12 protein-coding genes are annotated in these 20628 nt (G+C 60.1%); 8 read left to right on the top strand and 4 right to left on the bottom strand.

Translation table 11 applies throughout. The annotated features are described in order from the left end of the window. Positions 1–4 precede the first annotated feature (4 nt). Positions 5–1156 carry an acyl-CoA dehydrogenase family protein gene (locus BLO97_RS01410; RefSeq protein WP_218189602.1) on the bottom strand — a complete coding sequence of 384 codons (1152 nt, stop codon included), beginning with the start codon at positions 1154–1156 and terminating at the stop codon, positions 5–7. Between the two features lie 143 nt (positions 1157–1299). Here BLO97_RS01410 and BLO97_RS01415 point away from each other — a divergent pair, with 143 nt between their 5' ends. Together BLO97_RS01415 and BLO97_RS01420 are read left to right on the top strand one after the other, a co-directional pair. Then, positions 1300–2748: an aldehyde dehydrogenase family protein gene (locus tag BLO97_RS01415; RefSeq protein WP_092142505.1), complete on the top strand. Its 1449-nt coding sequence runs from the start codon at positions 1300–1302 to the stop codon at positions 2746–2748. A 74-nt stretch (positions 2749–2822) separates the two neighbouring features. After that, positions 2823–4370, top strand: coding sequence for an acyl-CoA synthetase (locus tag BLO97_RS01420; RefSeq protein ID WP_092344531.1), 1548 nt, complete (start codon positions 2823–2825; stop codon positions 4368–4370). Positions 4371–4952: 582 nt separating this feature from the next. Here BLO97_RS01420 and BLO97_RS01425 read toward each other — a convergent pair. Continuing rightward, the gene (locus tag BLO97_RS01425) at positions 4953–7628 is read right to left on the bottom strand and encodes a winged helix-turn-helix domain-containing protein (RefSeq protein WP_170867332.1); all 2676 of its coding nucleotides are present in this window, start codon (positions 7626–7628) and stop codon (positions 4953–4955) included. 389 nt (positions 7629–8017) lie between these two features. Here BLO97_RS01425 and BLO97_RS01430 point away from each other — a divergent pair, with 389 nt between their 5' ends. The 6 genes from BLO97_RS01430 (at position 8018) to BLO97_RS01455 (ending at position 18818) form a co-directional block, all read left to right on the top strand. Further along, the gene (locus BLO97_RS01430) at positions 8018–9226 is read left to right on the top strand and encodes an acetyl-CoA C-acetyltransferase (protein ID WP_092344533.1); all 1209 of its coding nucleotides are present in this window, start codon (positions 8018–8020) and stop codon (positions 9224–9226) included. A 63-nt stretch (positions 9227–9289) separates the two neighbouring features. Then, positions 9290–11437, top strand: a complete 2148-nt coding sequence (locus BLO97_RS01435; RefSeq protein ID WP_092344535.1) for a 3-hydroxyacyl-CoA dehydrogenase NAD-binding domain-containing protein — start codon at positions 9290–9292, stop codon at positions 11435–11437. Positions 11438–11665: 228 nt separating this feature from the next. After that, on the top strand, positions 11666–13024 hold the full coding sequence (locus BLO97_RS01440; protein WP_072339390.1) for a DUF1329 domain-containing protein: 1359 nt from the start codon (positions 11666–11668) through the stop codon (positions 13022–13024). A 380-nt stretch (positions 13025–13404) separates the two neighbouring features. After that, a complete protein-coding gene (locus BLO97_RS01445; RefSeq protein ID WP_175489820.1) occupies positions 13405–15114 on the top strand; it encodes a DUF1302 domain-containing protein in 1710 nt (569 codons plus the stop codon). 94 nt (positions 15115–15208) lie between these two features. Beyond that, positions 15209–16291, top strand: coding sequence for a WD40/YVTN/BNR-like repeat-containing protein (locus BLO97_RS01450; protein ID WP_175489821.1), 1083 nt, complete (start codon positions 15209–15211; stop codon positions 16289–16291). 31 nt (positions 16292–16322) lie between these two features. After that, positions 16323–18818: an efflux RND transporter permease subunit gene (locus tag BLO97_RS01455; protein WP_218189603.1), complete on the top strand. Its 2496-nt coding sequence runs from the start codon at positions 16323–16325 to the stop codon at positions 18816–18818. Between the two features lie 233 nt (positions 18819–19051). On the opposite strand, the gene BLO97_RS01460 is transcribed toward BLO97_RS01455, so the two are convergent. Continuing rightward, positions 19052–19537 carry a MaoC family dehydratase gene (locus tag BLO97_RS01460; RefSeq protein ID WP_063321836.1) on the bottom strand — a complete coding sequence of 162 codons (486 nt, stop codon included), beginning with the start codon at positions 19535–19537 and terminating at the stop codon, positions 19052–19054. 201 nt (positions 19538–19738) lie between these two features. Further along, positions 19739–20500, bottom strand: a complete 762-nt coding sequence (locus tag BLO97_RS01465) for an SDR family NAD(P)-dependent oxidoreductase (protein WP_092344541.1) — start codon at positions 20498–20500, stop codon at positions 19739–19741. Positions 20501–20628: the final 128 nt, after the last annotated feature.

Here is a 20628-nt window from a genome sequence, read left to right on the forward strand (position 1 = left end):
GGCGTTACAGGCCGCGGCCGATGATTTCCCTGAGGATCTCGTTGGAGCCAGCGTAGATGGGTTCGATGCGTGCATCGATGTACATGCGGGCAATCGGATACTCGAGCATATAGCCGTGGCCGCCGAACAACTGCAGGCAGCGGCTGATGATTTCGCATTGCTGCTCGCTGATCCACCACTTGCTCATCGAGGCAATGTCGGCGGTGATGGTGCCATCTAGATAGCGTTCGACGGCGAAGTCGGAGAACACCCGGGCAATAGTGGCCACGGTCTTGATCTCGGCCAGTTCGAAGCGCGGGTGTTGTAGATCGATCAGGCGCTTGTCGAACATGGTGCGGTCGTGGGCATAGTCGCGGGTCACGCGGAAAGCGCGTTCCATGACGGCGGCGCAGTTGATGCCGGTCAAGGTGCGTTCGTAGGTGAGGTCCTGCATCATCTGGTAGAAACCGCGACCTTCGATGCCGCCGAGCAGCGCGCTTTCGGGCACCTCGCAGTCTTCGAAGAACAGCTCGCAGGTGTCAGAGCCGTGCAAGCCGATCTTCTTCAGGCGTTGGCCGACGCGAAAGCCCGGGTTGTTGGTTTCAAAGATGAACAGCGAGACGCCCTTGGCTTTTTGCTTGGGGTCTGTTTTTGCTGCCAGCACCAGGATGTCGGCAATGGAGCCGTTGGTGATAAAGGTCTTGGCACCGTTGATGATGTACTTGTCGCCCTGCTTGATGGCGCGGGTGCGCATGTTCTGCAGGTCGGTGCCTCCGCTGGGTTCGGTCATGCCCATGCCGGCAATCAGTTCGCCGCTGGCCAGGCCTGGCAGATAACGCTGTTTCTGCTCTTCGCTGCCGTAGCGTTCGATGTAGTGGGCGGCGATCACATGGATCTGCTGGCCACAGCGCCAACTGGTATCACCGGCCAAGCACAGTTCTTGGGCCAGTACCGCTTCGTGAGCAAAGGTGCCGTCGGAACCGCCGTACTCGCTGGAGATGTCCGGTAGCAGGATGCCGGCGGCACCGGCCTTGAGCCAGACTTCGCGGTCGGTGGCGCCCTGTTCGTACCAGCGCTCCTGATTGGGGGTAACTTCTTCGGCGGTGAAACGTCTGGCAAGATCTTGCAGCGCCAGAAGCTCTTCGTTCATCCAGCGCGGTTGGTAACTGTCGATCATAGGAATGTCCCTGCTTTGCTTTGGGCTGATGCCTGCATGCTAGGCAAGGGGGGATTGTTCAGTGTCGTCGTTTACGACGATTTCCATCTTCGAAGCGTTGGCGATGATGAGGGTCAGTCAGTCCTATACCAGAGAGTTGCGCCATGTCCGCTGCCCCGGCACCGATCTTCCCTACCGAGACACTGACGCCGCAGTTGGCGGCGGATATCCAGCGGATATTTGCGATTCAGCGCCAGACGGCACTAAGCCTGCGCAGCTCCACTGTCGAGCAACGCATCGCCAAGCTGAGACGCTTGCGTGAGGTCCTGATGATGCATCGCGAAGCCATAGTCGAGGCCGCCGGGAAAGATTTCAAACGGCCGCCGGTGGAGGTCGATTTCACCGAGCTGATGCCGGTGATCATGGATATCTCGGACTATTGCAGGCGCCTGAAGAAATGGCTAAAGCCACGTCGTGTGCGGCAGTCGATGATGATGCTGGGAACTCGCGCCTGGGTTCGCTATGAGCCGCGGGGGCGCTGTCTGATTCTGGCGCCATGGAATTACCCGGTAACGCTGACCCTGGGGCCGCTGATCCCGGCCATTGCCAGTGGCAATACGGCGATGATCAAAACCTCGGAGATTGCACCAAACCTGTCGGCGGTATTGGTAAAGATCATTCGTGAAGTGTTCGATGAGTCCGAAGTGGCTGTGTTTGAGGGCGATGCCAGTGTGGCACAGGCGCTACTCGAGCTACCCTTCGACCATGTTTTTTTCACCGGCTCGCCGTCGATTGGCAAGGTGGTGATGACCGCTGCAGCCAAGCATCTCACCAGTGTCACCCTGGAATTGGGCGGCAAGTCGCCGGTGGTGGTCGACCAGAGCGCTGACATCGAGCTTGCGGCCAAGACCATCGCCTGGGGCAAGTTCATCAATGCTGGGCAGACCTGCATCGCGCCAGACCACATTTATGTTCACAGCAGCATCCGTGCGCAGTTTGTGCAGCGCGTTTGCGCTCACCTTGACACCTGGTACGGCGAGGGACTGGCCGCCATGGATGCTGAACTGTCACGGGTTATCAACGTGCGTCACACCCAGCGTGTGGCCGACCTGATCGACGACGCCAAGACCCGCGGTGCGCGACTGATTTATGGCGGAGCAGTGGATGTCGGCGCGCATTTTGTTTCGCCGACGTTGTTGGGGGACGTACCTGATGACGCGCGGATCATGCAAGAAGAAATCTTCGGGCCAGTGTTGCCAATTATCGCTTTCAATCATCTGGATGAGGTGATCGAACGCATCAACGCAGCGCCCAAACCGCTGGCGTTGTATATCTGGAGTCGCGACCCGGCCAGTGCCGATGCGCTGATTGTCCGTACCAGTGCTGGCGGTACTTGTGTCAACCACATTGCCGCACACTTTCTGCACCACAACCTGCCGTTTGGTGGAGTCAATAACTCCGGCATCGGCAGTTACCATGGCGAATGGGGCATTCGCGCATTTTCCCATGAGCGCGCCATCGTCAAGACGCAGGTGCTTTTGGCGACTATGTTCTTTCCGCCTTACAAGCCACGAGTGCGCAAGATACTCGGCTGGATACTCAAGCATCTGTGAACCACTGCATAACAACCATAATCGTGTGCAGCCACACGAGCGTAAGCAATGCCAACTGTCAAGAGGCCGCTGCAATGAGCGACAAGCAACCCCAACTGTACCCAGGCGTGCATGCTATGCGTACGCCGGAAAAACCCGCTGTGATCATGGCTGAAACAGGCGCCACGCTGACCTACGCCGCACTGGATACCTATGCCAACCGGCTCGGCCGCCTTTACCAGTGGTTGGGTCTGAAGCCAGGTGATCACGTGGCCTATTGCCTGGAAAATCGCCTGGAGTGTCCAGCAGTACAGTGGGGAGCGCATTATGCTGGCCTGTATTACACCTTTATCAGTACGCGTCTGACTGCTCTCGAGGCGGCCTATATCGTGGCTGACTGCGAAGCCCAGGTACTGCTGGTCAGTGCCAAGACAGCACCGGCGATCCTTGATGCCGTGCGCGCCTTGCCAAGGCCACCGCAGATCTACAGCCTCGACCCGGTGCCTGGCGTCAAGCTATTCGATGACGCGTTGTCAGCGTTCGATGGCAGCCCCATTCGTGGTGCCGTGGAAGGTAGCGAAATGCTCTATTCCTCGGGTACTACTGGGCGGCCAAAGGGGGTGAAGCCGAACCTTACCGGTTTGCCTTTGGGTAGTACGGCGGTAATCGCAGGTCTTATGCAGCGCGGTTTTGGTGTTAACGAAGAGTCGGTGTATTTCTCTTCATCGCCTTACTATCACGCCGCGCCAATGAAGTGGGGGCAAGGCATGACCATCCTGGGCGGCATCTTGGTGCTGGCGGAGAAGTTCGACTCCGAAAACGCCCTCAAAGCCATTGAGCGCTACCTCGTCACCCACAGTCAGTGGGTGCCGACTATGTTCCACCGCCTGCTGGCGCTGCCGCAGGAAGTGCGTGAGCGCTATGACCTGTCGAGTCAGAAGGTTGCGGTGCATGCAGGGGCTCCATGTCCGGTACCGACCAAGCAGGCGATGATCGAATGGTGGGGCCCGATCCTCGCTGAGTTCTATTCCTGCACTGAAAGCATCGGTTCCACCATGGTCGATAGCAAGACCGCGCTGGCGCGTCCCGGCACTGTCGGTCGCGCCATTCTCGGCGAGCTGCATATCGTCGGTGAGGACGGTCAGGAGTTACCGGTGGGTCAGGATGGCTTGGTGTATTTTGCCAACGGCCCGCGCTTCAGCTACCACAAGGACCCGGAGAAAACCGCCGAGGCCTACAATGCGGCCGGCTGGGCCACGGTGGGCGATATCGGACATGTGGATGCCGATGGCTTCCTGTACCTCACCGACCGCAAAAACAACATGATCATTTCCGGTGGGGTCAACGTGTACCCGCAAGAGACCGAGAACGTACTGATCACTCACCCCAAGGTGTTCGACGTGGCGGTGATCGGTACGCCTCACCGTGACTTTGGTGAGGAGGTGCGCGCGGTGGTGCAACTGGAATCGGGCGTGGAACCTTCCCCTACGCTGGTCGATGAGCTGATTGCCTACTGCCGCGAGCACTTGTCACCGATCAAGTGTCCGCGGGTGATTGACTTCGCCGAGAGCTTGCCGCGTGAGCCCAACGGCAAGCTGCTCAAGCGCCTGCTGCGTGACGAATACCGTGCCCGGTTAGCCTGAGCACCGTGCCATAACGAAAAAGGCCGCCCAAGGGCTAATGCCAGTCAGTTAAGGATCACATGACACAAAACCTGTGGGAGCAAAGCGTGCTCCCTCAGGTTTGAGGCTTAACTGATCGGGATTAGGCGCCAGGGCCGCTTTTGTGGCGAGGGAGCTTGCTCCCGCTGGACTGCGCAGCAGACCCAAGGCTGGCGACACCATTGTATCTGGCATAACCGGGATTCAGGTTTTAGGGCCGCTTCGCGCCCCAGCGGGAGCAAGCTCCCTCGCCACAGGGGGCTGTGGCGCTGCAACTGATTTTTTACCAGCCGCTACCAAGTGTTTGTATCCGGGTTGATTCATTCAGATAAATGAGGCGCACGGGCTAATGCCAGTCAGTCAAGGATCACATGACACAAAACCTGTGGGAGCAAGCTTGCTCCCTCAGGTTTGAGGCTTAACTGATCGGCATCAGGCGCCAGGGCCGCTTTTGTGGCGAGGGAGCTTGCTCCCGCTGGACTGCGCAGCAGCCCCAAGGCTGGCGACACCATTGATCGGCATTACACCCAAGGGCGGTCTTTTCGTTGGTGAGTGGTTTTGCGTTCAGGTGCACAGGCCCATGCGTCGCGCGATGGCGATGGCCTGGGTGCGGCTGCTGGCGTGCAGCTTGAGGTTTATGTTGCGCAGGTGGGTGCGCACGGTCGAGTCGGAGACGAACAGCTTTTCCGCCATCGCTGCATTGGACAATCCTTGGCCCAGCAGGTTGAGCACTTTCAGCTCTTTCTGCGTCAGCGGGTCGACCAGTGTGCCGTTGCTGCCGGCTGCGGGCTGAGCGGTGGCGCTGCTGCGCAGCCAGCGTTCGAGGCTGCTGTCATCCGTTGCGTCCTTGTCCTCGCGTTCGTTGTGCAGCTCGCGCAGCATGACCTGCACGGTCGCGCCTTCCTCCAGGAAGGTACGCACGAAGCCTTCGGTCTGGGCGAACTTCAGGGCCCGCTCCAAGGTGCGCAGGGCCATTTTCGCCTGGTTGTCGCGGTACAGCGCCTCGGCCAGCAGAATGCGCAGTTTCAGCGCCCGGCGCCCGCGTTGCAGGCGTTCGGCTTCGGCCAACTCGCTGCGCAGCGGCGCGATGGCCTTGCCGGACGCTCCACTGCGGATCATCCAGCGCAGGCGGCCGATGGTCGGGGTCAGGGTGTCGTTGGCGATGCCCCAGTGGGTCGCGGTCTCGGTCCAGGGAAAGGTCTGTTCGGCCAGGGCCAATTGTTCGAGGGCGCCGTTCTGGTCGCCATGGGCCAGCGTTTGCATGGCCCGTTCCAGGCGCGCACTGGCCGAGACGCGAGGCAGACCCAGGCGGTGGCCGACGTTTTCCAGTTCGCTGAGCATTTGCAGGGCGCGATCACGGTCGCCCTTGTCGTCGGCGATGCGGGCCAGCAGGGTATGGGCGGTGATTAGGCCGTCGGAGAGACCGAGATCTTGCACCAGGGGGGTATAGATCAGTAACAGGCGCAGGGCTTCCTCGCACTCGTCGCTTTCATAGAGCGTCTCGGCCAGCTGGACGGCGGCCAGGGCGTTGCCATTGCGATCACGTCGGCGCGAGCCTTCGAGCATGGTCGTGGCCAGGCGCAGGCGCGCGGTCGCTTGTTTGAGGCGGCCGGCCATCATGTCGAGCAGCGCTTCGGCCGATTCGGCGAGGACGAAACCGAACGCGCCAGCGGAATCGCTCTGCGCCCGACGAGCCTCATCGACGTATTGGTGCGCTTCCTGATGTCGGCCAAGGAGGATGCTGGTCTGCGTCAGCGCCTGGTTGAGCATGGCCCAGGCGAAGGGGTATGCGGTGGTCACCTGGGCCAGGGACTGCGTGCCCATCTCGTAGGCCTGTTCGGATTGGTCCATCATCACCAGCAGCATCGGGCGCAAGGCCAGCAGATAGGCTGCGGACTCGCCCGAGAGGGTGCTGCTGTCGATATCTGCCACCAGGGTCAGGGCCTCCTTGGGGCCCCAGGTGAAGGCCGTGCACCAGGCGCGGATCAATTGCAGTCGGGGGTGACGCTGAAGCTCTGCCTTCGGTAGTTGACCGATGCACTCGGCCAGCAGGCGTAGACGGCCCTGGCTGAGCAGCATGTCGACATGCTGGTGGAGCAGGTCGATGGCAATCTGTGTATTGCCGCACTGCAAAGCATGGCGGATGGCCGGAATGACCCGTCCTTGCGCAAGATAGGCATTGCAGGCGGCCAGGTGCAGGGCTGGCAGCTCTTCGTTGTAACGGCGTTGCATCTGGTGGCGGAGGAAGTCGAGAAACAGGCTGTGATAACGGTAAAGGTCGCGCTGCTCGTCGATCGGGACGAGGAACAGTTGGTGACGCTCCAGTTCGCGCAGCATGTCGAGGCTGTCGCTGCAGCCGCAGATCGCGTTGCACAAAGCCGGGCTCAACTCGTCGAGTAGGCTGCTGCGCAGCAGGAACAGGCGCAGTGGCTCGGGCAGGGCGGCCAGCACATCCTCGGCTAGGTAGGCGGCGATGGCCGCATTGGAACCGGAGAAGGAATCGAGGAACTTGTCGGTGTCGCCGTGGTTCTCCAGGGCCAGCGAGGCCAGCCAGAGGGCAGTGACCCAGCCTTCGGTGCTGCACTGCAGGCGCTCGACCTGGGTGCTGCTCAGGCCGACACCGCGGCGCTGAGTGAGGAAATCCTGGGTTTCCTCGACACTGAAGCGCAGGCTGGCGGCATCGATCTCGGTCAGGCTGCCACGTGCGCGCAGACGGGCCAGGCCTATATCCGGCAAGGTGCGGCTGCCTATGACTAGGCAGGTCTTGTGCGGAATCGCCTCGATGCCGCGAGCCACCAGGCCGAGTACGACAGGGTTGCGAATGGCCTCGAAGTCGTCGAAGAAAATGGCCAGCGGGGTCTGGTGTGTACCGATCTGGTCGAGGATCCAGGCAACCAGATCGGTGTTGCGCAACTGGCCCAGGTCCTGTTGCGGCGCGTCTGGCTGTAGGCCGGCGATGGCGGTGGCGAAACCGCTGAGGAAGCGCGAAACATCGTTGTCGCCAGCGTCGAGGGTAAGCCAGACGGTGGTCATGCGCTGTTGGCGATAGCGGGCCAGCAGCTGGGTCATGAAGGTGGTCTTGCCGAAGCCGGCTGGTGCATGCACCAGCACGGCACGGCTGGTCTCGGCTTGGCCCGCGCGGTCGAGCATGGCCTGACGCGGGACTTCGAAGTGCGAGGTGGCGGGAGGCGTCACCTTGGCTCGCGAGATGTAGGGCAAGGAGCGGTGATTCGACGACATCATGAGTCCTTCATGGAGGTGCGATGCCTCCGCCTGTTCTTATTGGTTTCTTAAACTATGGGGCAAGCGGTACCTGGCGCAAGCCCTTTCAACGCTTGTGACTAAAACCAGGCAAGGTTAAAACAGCCGAGGAAGCGGAGTCCACGAGGTGTAAATGAGCATTTCGAGGCTGTTTTAAACACCGTATGGCCGACATCCAGGAACTCGTGAACGAGTTCTGGGCTGGTTATCGGGCTACCGCCCGCGGTCGCATGGCACTGGCGGCAGATACGGGTTGGCATAGTCTGGTGCGGCAGTACTGCGGTGATCGTCGCTTCCGACGATGTGGTCGGTCAGGGAGGCTCATAGGCTTCGGTCATGCAACCGAAATCGCCAAGAGGAGCCTCCCAATGTCACAGGCAGTATTCATTTACGACGCCGTACGCACGCCGCGTGGTAAGGGCAAGAAAGATGGCGCGCTTTACAGCGTCAAACCCGTGCACATGGCCGCCGGGCTGCTGACCGAGCTGCAGCAGCGGTACGATCTGGATACCTCGCGTGTCGATGACGTGGTGCTCGGCTGTGGCCAGCCCGTGGGCGAGCAGGGTGGCGACGTTGCCAAATGCGTGGTTCAGTACGCCGGCTGGGACGAGAGCGTGCCCGGTGTACAGATCGACCGTTTCTGCGCCTCTGGCCTGGAGGCGGTGAATCAGGCGGCCAGTCGCATTGCCAGCGGTTGGGAGGACTTGATCGTGGCAGGTGGCGTTGAGTCGATGTCGCGCCTGCCAATGGGCGCCGCCGGCCAGGCCTGGATTCAGGATCCGGAAATCGCCTTCAAGCTGCAGTCGGTACCCCAGGGCATCGGGGCAGACCTGCTGGCCGCGCTCGACGGCTATTCGCGCGAGGATGTTGACCGCTTCGCCTTGGTTTCCCAGCAGCGTGCCGCCCATGCACGCGACAGTGGCTACTTCGATCGCTCGGTGGTGCCGGTGCGCGACCTTAATGGTCTGGTCGTTCTCGAGCGCGACGAGTTCATTAAACCAGCCACCACCCTGGAGGCCCTGAGCCAGCTCAAGCCTTCATTCGCGGCCATGGGTAAGCTCGGCTACAGCGACGTAGCCCTGCGCAAGTACCCTCAGGTGGCGCGCATCGAACCTATCCATACGGCCGGCAATTCGTCGGGCATCGTCGACGGCGCCAGCGCCACGCTGCTGGGCAGCGAACGTATTGGTCAGCAACTGGGGCTTACTCCGCGCGGACGGATCGTCGCCACTGCGGTGCTCTCCACCGAGCCGACGCTGATGCTGGCCGGCCCCGGTCCGGCTGCCATGAAGGCCCTGGCCAAGGCGGGCCTGAGCGTGCAGGACATCGATCTGTTCGAGATCAACGAGGCCTTTGCCTCGGTGGTGTTGCGCTTCATGCGCGACCTCGATATCTCGCCGGAAGTCACCAACGTCAATGGCGGTGCCATTGCCCTCGGCCACCCGATCGGCGCCACCGGCGCGATGCTGGTCGGCACCGTGCTGGATGAGCTGGAACGGCGCAACCTCAAGCGCGGCCTGATCGCCCTATGCGTCGGTGGCGGCATGGGTATCGCCACCATCATCGAACGCCTCTGAGCTACTTCAAAGCCGCTGCGAGTCTGTGCCGTGGCGGATCACTCTTTCTACGAGAAACAACCTATGAGCGCATTCAATTACGAGAAGGACGCCGACGGCATTGTCACTGTGACCATGGATATGCCGGGGCCGGTCAACGCGATGAACCAGTTGTACCGCGAAACCATGGCCGCGACCGTGAATCGCCTAGAGCAGGAAAACGGCCTGACCGGTGTCGTCATCGCCTCGGCGAAAAGCACTTTTTTTGCCGGTGGCGACCTTAACGAGCTGACTGATTTCAAGCCCGGTGATGAAGCCGATTTTCAGGCCAAGATCGAGCTGACGAAGAATGACTTGCGTCGTCTTGAGCGTTTGCCGGTGCCGGTGGTCGCCGCGATCAATGGCGCGGCCCTGGGTGGCGGCTTCGAGATCGCCCTGGCCTGTAACTACCGGGTGCTGCTCAACAGCCCTGCCGCGGTGGTCGGCCTGCCCGAAGTCTCCCTCGGTCTGCTCCCGGGGGGCGGAGGCATCGTTCGTCTGGTGCACCATCTGGGCCTGGAAAGAGCTTTGCCGTTGCTGCTTGAAGGCAAGCGCATGAAGCCGGCGGAAGCGCTGGCCCTGGGGCTGGTCAATGAGCTGATTGAGCAGACTGATGCGTTGGTGCCGGCGGCCAAGGCCTGGATAAAGGCGCAGGTCGGCGATGATGGCGTCAGCCTGCAGCCTTGGGATCACAAGGGGCACAAGATTCCCGGCGGTACTGCGCAGCAACCCCATGTGGCGCAGATGATCGCCGGGGCTCAGGCGATGACAGCGAAGAACACCCGCGGCCTGCTGCCGGCGCCGGAGCGTATTCTCGCTGTGGCGGTGGAGGCTACCCTGCTGGACTTCGATGCCGCGCTGCTGGTGGAAACCCGTGGCCTTACCCACCTGGCCGCCAGCGTGCAGGCGAAGAACATCATCAACACCATGTTCTTCCAGATGAACGAAGTGAACGGTGGCTCCAGTCGGCCGACAGGTTTCGACAAGAGCAAGGTGAGCAAGCTCGGCATCATTGGCGCCGGCATGATGGGCAACGGCATCGCTCATGTGTCGGCCAAGGTCGGCATCGAGGTGATGCTGCTGGATGTCAGTCTGGAGGCCGCCGAGCGCGGCAAGGCCAATGTCGAGAAACTGCTGAGCAAGATGGTCAGCCAGGGGCGCCTGAGCGAAGCGAAGAAGGACGAGATTCTCGCCCTGATCAAGCCCACCGTGGACTATGCCGACCTGCAGGGCGTCGACTTCGTCGTCGAGGCCGTGTTCGAAAGCGTCGATCTGAAAGGCAAGGTCACCCAGCAGGCTGAAGCGCAGTTGCCTGAGTCTGCCGTGTTTGGCACCAACACCTCGACCCTGCCGATTTCCCTGTTGGCCAATGCCTCCAAGCGCCCGGCCAATTTCATCGGTATCCATTTCTTCTCGCCGGTGGAGAGAATGCCGCTGGTGGAAATCATCTGTGGTGAGCAGACCAGTGATGCGGCCTTGGCCAAGGCCTTCGACTTTGCCCGGCAGATCGGCAAGACCGCCATCGTGGTCAACGATTCGCTGGGCTTCTTTACCTCGCGCACCTTCGGCAGCTACTTCGACGAAGGCTGCAAGCTGCTCCAGGAAGGTGTTGATCCACTGCTGATCGACAACCTAGGCAAGCAGATCGGCATGCCCGTAGGGCCATTGACCGTACTCGACGAAGTCAGCCTGGAGCTGATGCGTAAGGTCAACGAGACGCAGAAGGAGATGGGCGTGTTTGCCACCGTCTTCGACAACAGCCACAGCGACGCGGTCGGCAACATCCTGATCAAGGAGTACAACCGCCCGGGGCGTCACTATGGCGGTGGCTTCTACGACTACCCGGAAGGCGGCGAAAAGACCATCTGGCCGGGGCTCTACGAGCTGTTCGTCAGGCCGGAGGTGGTGCTGCCGGTCGAGGATATCAAGGAGCGTTTGTTGTTCCGTCAGGTTATCGAGGCGGTGAAGTGCCTGCAGGAGGGTGTATTGCGCTCGGTGGCGGACGGTAACGTCGGCTCGATCCTCGGCATTGGTGCGCCGACCTGGACCGGTGGCTTCTTGCAGTTTGTCAACGGCTATGGCGTCGAGCGTTTTGTTCGGCGTGCCCGTGAGCTTGCGCAGACCTATGGTGAGCGCTTTACGCCACCGGTGTTGCTGCTGGAGAAGGCCGCCAAAGGTGAAGAACTGCGTTAACCCTGGTGACGGCGCAATTCGTCGCTTTCGACGACCGAAACGGGAGGGGCTGAGCGTAAGTTAAATTCAACGACCCCCCGCGACCCGGGCGCGTAGCTTGGGGGCGGACGGATTGCACCAATGCCTGAAATGCTTGCGGGTACTGGGCGAAAGTCCTCAAGCCCGTTGACCCCTAGTCTGGTGCTGCCACGGTGGCGCCACCCGATGAATATAACAAGAGAGGGAAACATGAAGCGAAGCAACCTAGCCAGCGTATTGGCGCTTGCCGTCCTGGCCGGCGCCGTTCAATCAGCTTTCGCCAGCGAGGCCGGGCAATTGGGTGGGGCTGAGCTGACGGCGTTCGGTGCGCAGCGTAGCGGTAATGCCGACGGCAGCATCCCGGCGTACTCGGATGAGCCGCTCAGCCTGCCAGCCTGCTACGACAAGGACGAGCCGACCAACTTCTGTGATCCGTGGAACGATAAGCCGATATTTACCATCACGCCGCAGAACCTTTCCCAGTACGCCGAGCGCCTGACCGAGGGGCAAAAGGCGCTGTTCGCGCGCTACCCCGAGTACAAGATGAATGTGTACCAGACTCGGCGTACTGTGCGTTTCCCGCAAACCTATCAGGACAATACGCGCAAGAACGTGGACGCCTGTAAGACCGCCAACGCCGGGGTCAGTATCGAGGGCTGCTATGCGGGTCTGCCGTTCCCGCTGCCGAAGACCGGCAACGAAGTGATCTGGAACCACCAGTTGCAGTACTCCCCGCCCTTGCAAGCTAACGCCCGATCCTATCTGGTCGATGGTAGTGCTCGGCGGATTTTGCTGAATGCATTGAAGGTATTGGAATCCAGCGAGTTTCTGGATACCACCGACAACGGTCCGAAAGGCAGCGGTGCCGAGTTTTGGCGCGTACGCTTCTTCGTGTACGACCCGGCCCGGCGTAACGGCGAGCAGACGCTGGCACGCTACCAGGTCAGCGGCGAACAGCGCGCTTGGCAGTACCTTCCTGGCCAGCGTCGGGTCAAATTGGCCCCGGATCTGGCTTATGACACACCGTCGCCAGTGGCGGGCGGCATCACCACCATGGATCAGCAGCGTTTGATCCTGGGGAAACAGGATCGCTACGACTTCAAGTATCTGGGAGTGGAGGAGAAGCTGATCAACTACAACAACTTCGCCGTCTACGACTACAAGGCGTGCTCGGAAGACAAGCTGTTCACAAAGAGTTTCCCGAATCCGGAGTGCATCCGCTGGGAGCTGCACCGTGTGCGGGTGGTCGAGGCCACGCTGAAACCGGGCTTCCGTCATCTGCTACCCAAGCGGCGCTTCTACATCGATGAAGATGCGAGCGGGGCCGGTACTGCCGACAGCTACGATGTCACCGGCAAGCTGATTCGCATCGACAGCATGCTGACCATCCCGAACTATGTGTACGGCTATGGACTGATTCCGGACAATACGCTGACGTTCGATCTGGAGCGAGGTGCTTACATTCTGCCGTCCTTTACGGGTTTCAAGGGGGGCGGCTACGCAGCGATTGGCAAACCCCCGGAGTCCACCTGGTCCCCCGAAAACATGGGGCAGACGGGTATCCGTTGAATGAGTAACGGTACAGGCCGCAATTCGTTTCGGGGGCGGCCTGGTGCTATCTGCAAAAAGGATCGCTGGAGGCCGGAGGTGTCGCTCCCTAGGTGCAGATGCCGGCCTATCCGATGTATTGGACGATGGATGGCAGCAGACAGGCCCGCTTCGGCGGGCCTTGTTGTTTCCGGGCTTCCTATGGCCACTTCTATCGACTCACGTCCCGCTAACTGGATTCGTCGGTTCCGACGACAGGGGTGGGGGCCGTGGAGCGTAACGTCGTCTGCCAGTAGTCATCGTACGGGGCATTCATGCTCCTCTGCCAGGAGTGTTCCGCCGCGATGTTCGGGATGTGCGAGTGGGCTAATAAATAACAAGAAGGAGCCAAGTCTATGAATATGGCAAGTCGATACCGGGCAGTGGGCGGCAACCTGCTGGTCGCGCCAATGATGGTTTTTTGTGTGGCTGGGCCGGCAAATGCGGTTACGGTCGATCTCGGCAATCCTGATATGTCGCTGCGCTGGGATAACACCGTGCGCTACAACGTGGGTTTTCGGGTGAATGACTGCGATAAGGATATTTGTGGAAACGACGCGGGCGCGGGCGATGTGACGGCCTACCAGTCCGACCGCAAGTTCTCTGATGCCGGCGACGTGGTCACCAATCGAGTTGATATCCTCACTGAGATGGACTTCATTTACAAAGACCGTCACGGTGCGCGTCTGAGTGCCAGCGGCTGGTACGATCAGGCCTATGACGGTGATGTCGAGGGCGACCGTGCACTCGATGCCAGTGGTGCTGGCAACGGTGCGGGACGTGACGGTGACAACTACAGCCGCTACACCGATCGCTGGAACAACGGCCCCTCTGGCGAGATCCTGGATGCCTTCGTGTTTACCGGCTTCGACCTGGGCAGCGTGCCGGTCAACCTCAAGGCCGGCCAACATAACGTGTATTGGGGCGAATCGCTGTTCTCCTTCGTCAACGGTGTGTCTTACCAGCAGGGCCCGGTGGATATCCGCAAGGCGCTCGCCACGCCGGGCACCGAGGCCAAGGAACTGTTCAAACCGCTCAACCAGATATCCATGATCGCCCAGTTGCAGCCGGATCTGACCGTTGCCGCGCAGTACCTCCTGGACTGGAAGCCGATGCTGGTCCCCAACGGCGGTACCTATTTTGGCGCGATCGATGGCCTGAGCTTGGGCAGTGGGGGCAGCGTCTTCGGCTTGCCCTTTGAGATTACCGATGAGCCGGACAAGAAACACGGCGACTGGGGCGTTTCGGCCCGCTGGTCGCCGCAGTGGCTCGATGGCACCCTGGGTTTCTATTACCGCGAGTACACCAACCGCTTCCCACAGCTGGTGCTGACCAAGATGGTGGTCATTCCCGGTGTGGGTGCCTTTCCGGCGGGAGCGGGTATCGACTACTCCTCGAACAAGCGGGAGAAGTTATACGGCGTGAGCCTGTCCAAGCAGGTCTGGGGTATTTCCTGGGGTACCGACATTACTTACCGCGAGGATGCGGTGCTGGCTACTACGCCGCTTTCTAACTTTGTGCCGGAAGGTACCGCCCCGGATACTTGGGTGCCACGCGGCAAACTGTGGTCCGGCGTGTTCAACGGTGTGGCCTACTTCAGTAAGTCGCCGTTCTATGATGCTGCTTCCTTGACCGCCGAGCTGAACTACTCCTATCTGGACGAAGTCACCGAGAACGCGCAGACGTACAATGGTAAAGGCTACAATTGCGCCGACGACCATAACGCCACCAAGATTGCCTGCCAGACTCGCGATGCTCTAGGCGCGTCTCTGATGTTCCGGCCGACCTGGTACCAGGTAATGCCGGGAATCGATTTGTCCATGCCGTTGTTTGTCGATATCGGTTTGCACGGTAACTCGCCGGTCATGTTCGGTAGCAACGAAGGGCAGGGCACCTGGAGCATGGGCGTGTCTGCGGACATCTATGCCCAGTACAGCGTTGATCTGAAGTACAACGGTTTCATCTCCAAGCATTCGGACGATGAGCTCGGTGCTGGCAGCCTGAATAACTCCTCCCTGGGTAAGTACTGGGATCGTGACTGGGTATCTCTGACCTTCAAGACCACGTTCTGACAGGTCGAGTCGACTACCAGGAGCGATCGCCTGTGTGCGCGGACGGTCGTTCCTGATGGGTGTGCGTTTCGAAAGCCCTGAAGTGAGGTTTGTCATGCTTGCTGGAATACTGTTTTATTCTGCCCCTCTGCCTCGCTCGATTCTCGGGCGTCTGCTATTTGTCTGCTTGTCCCTGGCGACGCCCTTTGTGCACGCGTTCGAGCCTCCGCTACAGGTCGCTGCCGTGCATAGCGAGCGCATGGCTGCCGGTCCGATGCTGGCGATCACCCGCGCCGGTGAGCGTCTGGTCGCCGTTGGCTTGCGTGGAGCCATCCTGTTTTCCGACGATCAAGGGCGCAGCTGGAGTCAGGCACAGGTTCCGGTAAGTGTGGATCTGGTCGCTGTTGCTTTTGCCAATGCGACCCAAGGATGGGCCGTAGGGCACGGTGGGGTGATTCTGCACAGCGATGATGCTGGAGCCACCTGGCAGAAACAGCTCGATGGCCTGCAGGCCAGCCAGTTGGCCATCGATTTCTATACCGCGAGCGCCGCTCGAGTAGCGGACGCAGCGGGTTACCTGGAGAAGGAGAAGCGGCTGGCGGTCGATCATGAGACCCAACCATTTCTCGACGTTTACTTTGCCGACGAGCTTCACGGCTATGTGGTCGGCACCTTCAATCGCATCTTCGCTACCGAGGATGGTGGGCGTAGCTGGCTTCCGCAGATGCATCTGACCAATAACCCACAGGAGTGGCACTTCTACGCTGTCACGGGACGCAATGGCCAGCTGTACCTGTCTGGAGAGCAGGGCCATGTCTGGCGTCGCGATGCACAGAGCGAGCGTTTCGTCTCGATAGATACGCCCTACAACGGCACCTTGTTCGGCGTTACTGCGACCGAGGGCGAGGTCTATGCCTATGGGATGCGCGGTAGCTTCTTCCGCAGCGCGGATCAGGGGCAAAGCTGGAGTCGCACCACGTTGCCACTGGGCAGCAATCTGATGCGGGTACTGCCGCTCGGCGCGCAGCGTCTACTTGTAGTCGCGCAGAGTGGAGAGGCGCTGTTGAGTGACGACGGAGCCCAGATTTTCAAGCCGCTGCGTCTGAGCCAGCCGATGCCTTACTACGGTGCCGTTCTGCTGGGCGACAGCCGCCTGGCGCTTGTCGGTGCCTTGGGGATCAGGGTCGAAGACCTCTGATCGCTGCCTCTACAACAATGAGAAGAACCTGATGATCGACAGCAAGCATGAAGGCGCGGGACTGATGAGCGTCATCCGTGATCCCGCGCTATTCAACCGGCTTTCCGGCAACTTTTTCGAGCGCATGATCTTCAACCATCGGCTGCTCATCATTGCCTTTTGCGTCATCGCCACGCTGCTCTCAGCCTGGCAGGCACGTAACCTGACAGTGACCACCAGCTTCGACAAGATGCTGCCGCACAGTCATCCCTTCATTCGCAATTTTCTGGACAACCGCGAGCAGCTGCGCGGGCTCGGCGACTCCGTGCGCTTTGTGGTCGAGAACCGCAAGGGCGACGTGTTCGATGCCGAATACTTGAAGACGCTCGGCCAGATGAACGATGAACTCTTCCGTATCCCGGGCGTAGACAGGACCTGGGTCAAGTCGATCTGGACGCCTGTGGTGCGCTGGACCGAGGTCACCGAGGAGGGGTTTGTCGGCGGTCCTGTGATGCCGGGCAACTTCGATGGTTCTCCCGAGACTATCGAACAACTGCGTTTGAACATCGCCCGTGCGGGGGTGGTGGGCAGTCTTATCTCCAACGACTATCACTCCAGCATGATCGAGATTCCATTGCTGGCGACCGTGGACGGCCAGCCGCTGAGTTACCAGGACTTGTCCGAGGCCCTCGAACGCATTCGCGTCAAGTACGAGGGGGCTGATCTCGGCATCTACATCACCGGATTCGCCAAAATCTCCGGTGACATGATCGATGGCATCTACAAGGTTATGCTGTTCTTCATTGTCGCCGCGTTGGTGGCGGCGCTGATCATCTACTTCCACACCCGCTGTGTTCGCAGCACCGCCCTGGTGCTGCTCTGTTCGGTTATTGCGGTGCTTTGGCAGCAGGGGCTGGTGATCGCCTTCGGTGGTGTCCTGGACGCTTTCACCATCCTGATTCCCTTCCTGATATTTGCCATTGGCGTATCCCACGGCCTTCAGAAAATGAACGGCATTGCTCAGGATATCGCCCGTGGTACCCACCCCTGGGTCGCTGCCCGTTATACCTTCCGTCGCTTGTTCCTGCCGGGGCTGATCGCGCTGATTGCCGATGGCGTCGGTTTTGCCGTGCTGGTATTGGTGGATATTCCGATCATCCGCGAGTTGGCACTGTCGGCTAGCCTCGGTTTTGCCATGCTGGTGGTCACCAACTTGATCCTGCTGCCGGTGCTGCTGTCGTTTACCGGTATCAGCCAGGAAGCGGCGCGTCGACACATCATCGAGCACGATACGACTATCCATAAGCTGGGCATCGATCGGGTTTGGAACAGCCTCGACCGTTTCACCGAGCGCCGCTGGGCTGTCCTGGCGATTGCCGTGGCGCTGGGCCTTACGGTGTTGGCGTTGGTAGAGCGCAGCAAACTGCAGGTGGGCGATCTGCACGCCGGCAGTCCTGAGCTACGTCCCGACTCGCGTTACAACCGCGACAACGCCTTCATTACTTCGAGGTTCGGCGTCTCCAGCGATGTGTTTGCAGTCATGATAAAGACGCCCGCAGACCAGTGTGGCTCGTACGAGGCTCTCATCGAGGCTGACCGACTTGCCCGGCAGCTGTCCCAAGTACCTGGCGTCCAGGCCACCGCCTCGCTGGCCGATACGGTACGAGCCTACACCTCTGGTGGTTTCGAAGGCAGTCCTAAGTGGTTCACGATCAGCGACAATAAGGGGGTTCTCTGGCCGCAGGTCAATAATGCCTTGGTGTGGAACTCCCAGTTCCTCAACAGCGAGTGCTCACTGATGCCTGTTTTGGCCTACCTTTCAGACCATAAAGCCGCCACGCTGGAGGCTGTGCTGAAGGTGGCAAGCGAGTTCGCGGAACAACACACTGTGAAGGACCGCCAGTTCTTGCTGGCTGCCGGCAGTGCGGGCATCGAGGCGGCGACCAACATCGTTGTGAAAAGTGTGCAGTTGGAAATGTTGCTGGCCGTCTATTTCGCCGTTGCCTTGCTGTGCCTGATGACCTTCCGCAGCTGGCGTGCTGTAGTGGTGGCCCTCCTACCGTTGGTGCTCACTTCCCTGCTGGCCGAAGCGCTCATGGTGCAGTTGAACATCGGCCTTAAGGTGGCCACCTTGCCAGTGGTTGCACTCGGCGTTGGCGTCGGGGTGGACTACGCCCTGTACCTGCTCAGCGTCCAATTGGAAGGCCAGCGTATGGGACTTTCCCTGCAGCAGGCATACCGTCGGGCCATTCAATTTACTGGCAAGATGGTAGCCCTGGTCGGCGTCACCTTGGCGGTGGGTGTAGTCACCTGGGTATGGTCACCGATCAAATTCCAGGCCGATATGGGGATCCTGCTGGCGTTTATGTTCCTCTGGAACATGCTGGCTGCGCTGGTGCTGATTCCCGCGCTGTCGCACTTTTTGCTTAATGGCCGGCATTTTCATGTATTCCAGGCGAAGGCTTTTGCCGAGCAAGGCAATTCTATGGGAAGGCTTCAGGCGACTGGCCATTCGACCCGTGCTGAGAGTGTGAGGGCATCTGTCTGACGTTTTCCGCACCTATGCTGTGGCGATGCAGCATGGGTGCGCAAGTCCGTTTACGCGCATCGACACGAGCTAGTCTGGTGCATGCGCGTAGCGAGATCGCCCGTCAGGGCAGAAGGGCAAGGTTGATACAGCAGGCCGCAATATAAGGTTCTGCCGCCGCTCGCGGGCAACCCGCCCATGTCGCGAAAACTTGATGCGCTGACGAGGTAGGGGGGCGAGCGGGGTAGTGCGGTTTACTCAGTCGTACCGGGTTTGTGAAACAGTACGGTTTCGGTGAATTCCACGACCTTTTCGCCACGCTGGTTTTTGGTAACGTGCAGCAGGTCGAGAATGGTAAAGCCGCTACTGCTGATGGCTTTGATCTTGGCTTCGCCTTCTACGTGCAAGGTGTCACCAGGGAATGCGGCGGAATGAATGCGTGCCTGCAGCCCAGTCATGCCTGCAAAGTTGCCCACGGCATGGCCTTCGAGGACGTCGGCGACAACCTTCATCAGAATCGGTGAGACTAAACCCATCGAGTAGGAGATGATCATTGGCCCCGGGGCAAAGCGGTTCTGGTGGGCGCCGGACATGTTGGCCTTCAGGTATTCCATGTCGATGAAATAGGGCTCATGAAAGCCCGTGAGGTTGACGAAATTGACGATGTCGGTCTCGGTGATGGTGCGCCGATGGGTGACAAACTTATGGGTGGGAAACTCTGCTGCATTGGTTTCGGACATCGATGGTGCTCCTTCGCTGTTTCAATAAAGGTCCGCAACGCCCATGCGTAGCGGCCTGGCAGCTATTGTGGAAACAGCGGGGAGCGGCGGTATCGTCGCATCCGACGAATCTGTGAGGGTGGTCGCGCTCCATGCATGGGGCTGTATGCACCAAGGCTATCAAGCGCAGACCGACGGATGCGCGAAGCGCACCCAACAGCTTTAGATTTTTTCGACCTGATGCACAGTCCACCACAGGATGTTGGGTATCCAGCGCCGCAGTCTCCAGGACATGGCAGTCATCGGTCCGGGAAACACCCACAATTTGTTGCCCTTGAGTACACGCTCAATCTTGTTCAGTACCACTTCGGCGGTAATAGGCGGGAACACGTCGAAGATCCTTGGCCATACCGTCGATTTGGCTTGATCCAGTAGCGGCGTGGCAACGATGGGTGGGCACACGCAGACGATGCGCACTCCGCTGTTGCGGGTCTCGTGGAACAGCACTTCGGTGTAGGCGGTGACTGCATGTTTGGCGGCGTTGTAGGCACCCATGTAGATGATCGGCCAATGACCCGCCATGGAGGCGTAGCTGACGAACTCCCCGCGGCCACGGGCGATCATCTTCGGCAGTGCGGCCTTGGACAGATTGACCATGCCGCCGAAGTTGATCGCCATGATGTTCTGAATGACCTCGCGCGGCTGTTCCATCAGCAGCCCCAGCGGCATGATTGCGGCGGCGTTGGTCAGTCGGGTGATGGGGCCCAGCTCGGTTTCGCAGCGCTCGACCGCTGCTTCCACAGCGCTGGGGTCGGTGATGTCAACTACCAGCTTCAGCAGCCTGGGTGAGGAGCCCAATTGGTTGAGGCCGGCTTCGTTGATGTCCATGGCTGCGACAGCCCAGCCATCGGACAGCGCGCGCTTGGCGCTGAGTTGCCCGAGGCCACTACCGGCACCGGTAATGAACAGAACATTCTGATTCATGGAGCACTCCAGTTTGTTGTTCCCGGTTATCCGCCGCCGGGTTTTGTTTGGGTTATTTTCAATCTTCACGGCGGGTTACCTGTCGTCGTTTCCGACGAGATAGGGCCTCGGCCAGCCCATCGCTTTTT

It is taken from the genome of Pseudomonas sp. NFACC05-1, from assembly GCF_900100135.1.
Lineage (GTDB): Bacteria > Pseudomonadota > Gammaproteobacteria > Pseudomonadales > Pseudomonadaceae > Aquipseudomonas > Aquipseudomonas fluorescens_Q.

Excerpts from the sequence above, each read along its gene's own strand:
- BLO97_RS01435 (WP_092344535.1), top strand. The coding sequence starts at position 9,290 with ATGAGCGCATTCAATTACGAGAAGGACGCCGACGGCATTGTCACTGTG.
- BLO97_RS01420 (WP_092344531.1), top strand. The coding sequence starts at position 2,823 with ATGAGCGACAAGCAACCCCAACTGTACCCAGGCGTGCATGCTATGCGT.
- BLO97_RS01445 (WP_175489820.1), top strand. The coding sequence starts at position 13,405 with ATGGCAAGTCGATACCGGGCAGTGGGCGGCAACCTGCTGGTCGCGCCA.
- BLO97_RS01415 (WP_092142505.1), top strand. The coding sequence starts at position 1,300 with ATGTCCGCTGCCCCGGCACCGATCTTCCCTACCGAGACACTGACGCCG.
- BLO97_RS01410 (WP_218189602.1), bottom strand. The coding sequence starts at position 1,156 with ATGATCGACAGTTACCAACCGCGCTGGATGAACGAAGAGCTTCTGGCG.
- BLO97_RS01460 (WP_063321836.1), bottom strand. The coding sequence starts at position 19,537 with ATGTCCGAAACCAATGCAGCAGAGTTTCCCACCCATAAGTTTGTCACC.
- BLO97_RS01465 (WP_092344541.1), bottom strand. The coding sequence starts at position 20,500 with ATGAATCAGAATGTTCTGTTCATTACCGGTGCCGGTAGTGGCCTCGGG.
- BLO97_RS01430 (WP_092344533.1), top strand. The coding sequence starts at position 8,018 with ATGTCACAGGCAGTATTCATTTACGACGCCGTACGCACGCCGCGTGGT.
- BLO97_RS01440 (WP_072339390.1), top strand. The coding sequence starts at position 11,666 with ATGAAGCGAAGCAACCTAGCCAGCGTATTGGCGCTTGCCGTCCTGGCC.
- BLO97_RS01455 (WP_218189603.1), top strand. The coding sequence starts at position 16,323 with ATGATCGACAGCAAGCATGAAGGCGCGGGACTGATGAGCGTCATCCGT.
- BLO97_RS01450 (WP_175489821.1), top strand. The coding sequence starts at position 15,209 with ATGCTTGCTGGAATACTGTTTTATTCTGCCCCTCTGCCTCGCTCGATT.
- BLO97_RS01425 (WP_170867332.1), bottom strand. The coding sequence starts at position 7,628 with ATGTCGTCGAATCACCGCTCCTTGCCCTACATCTCGCGAGCCAAGGTG.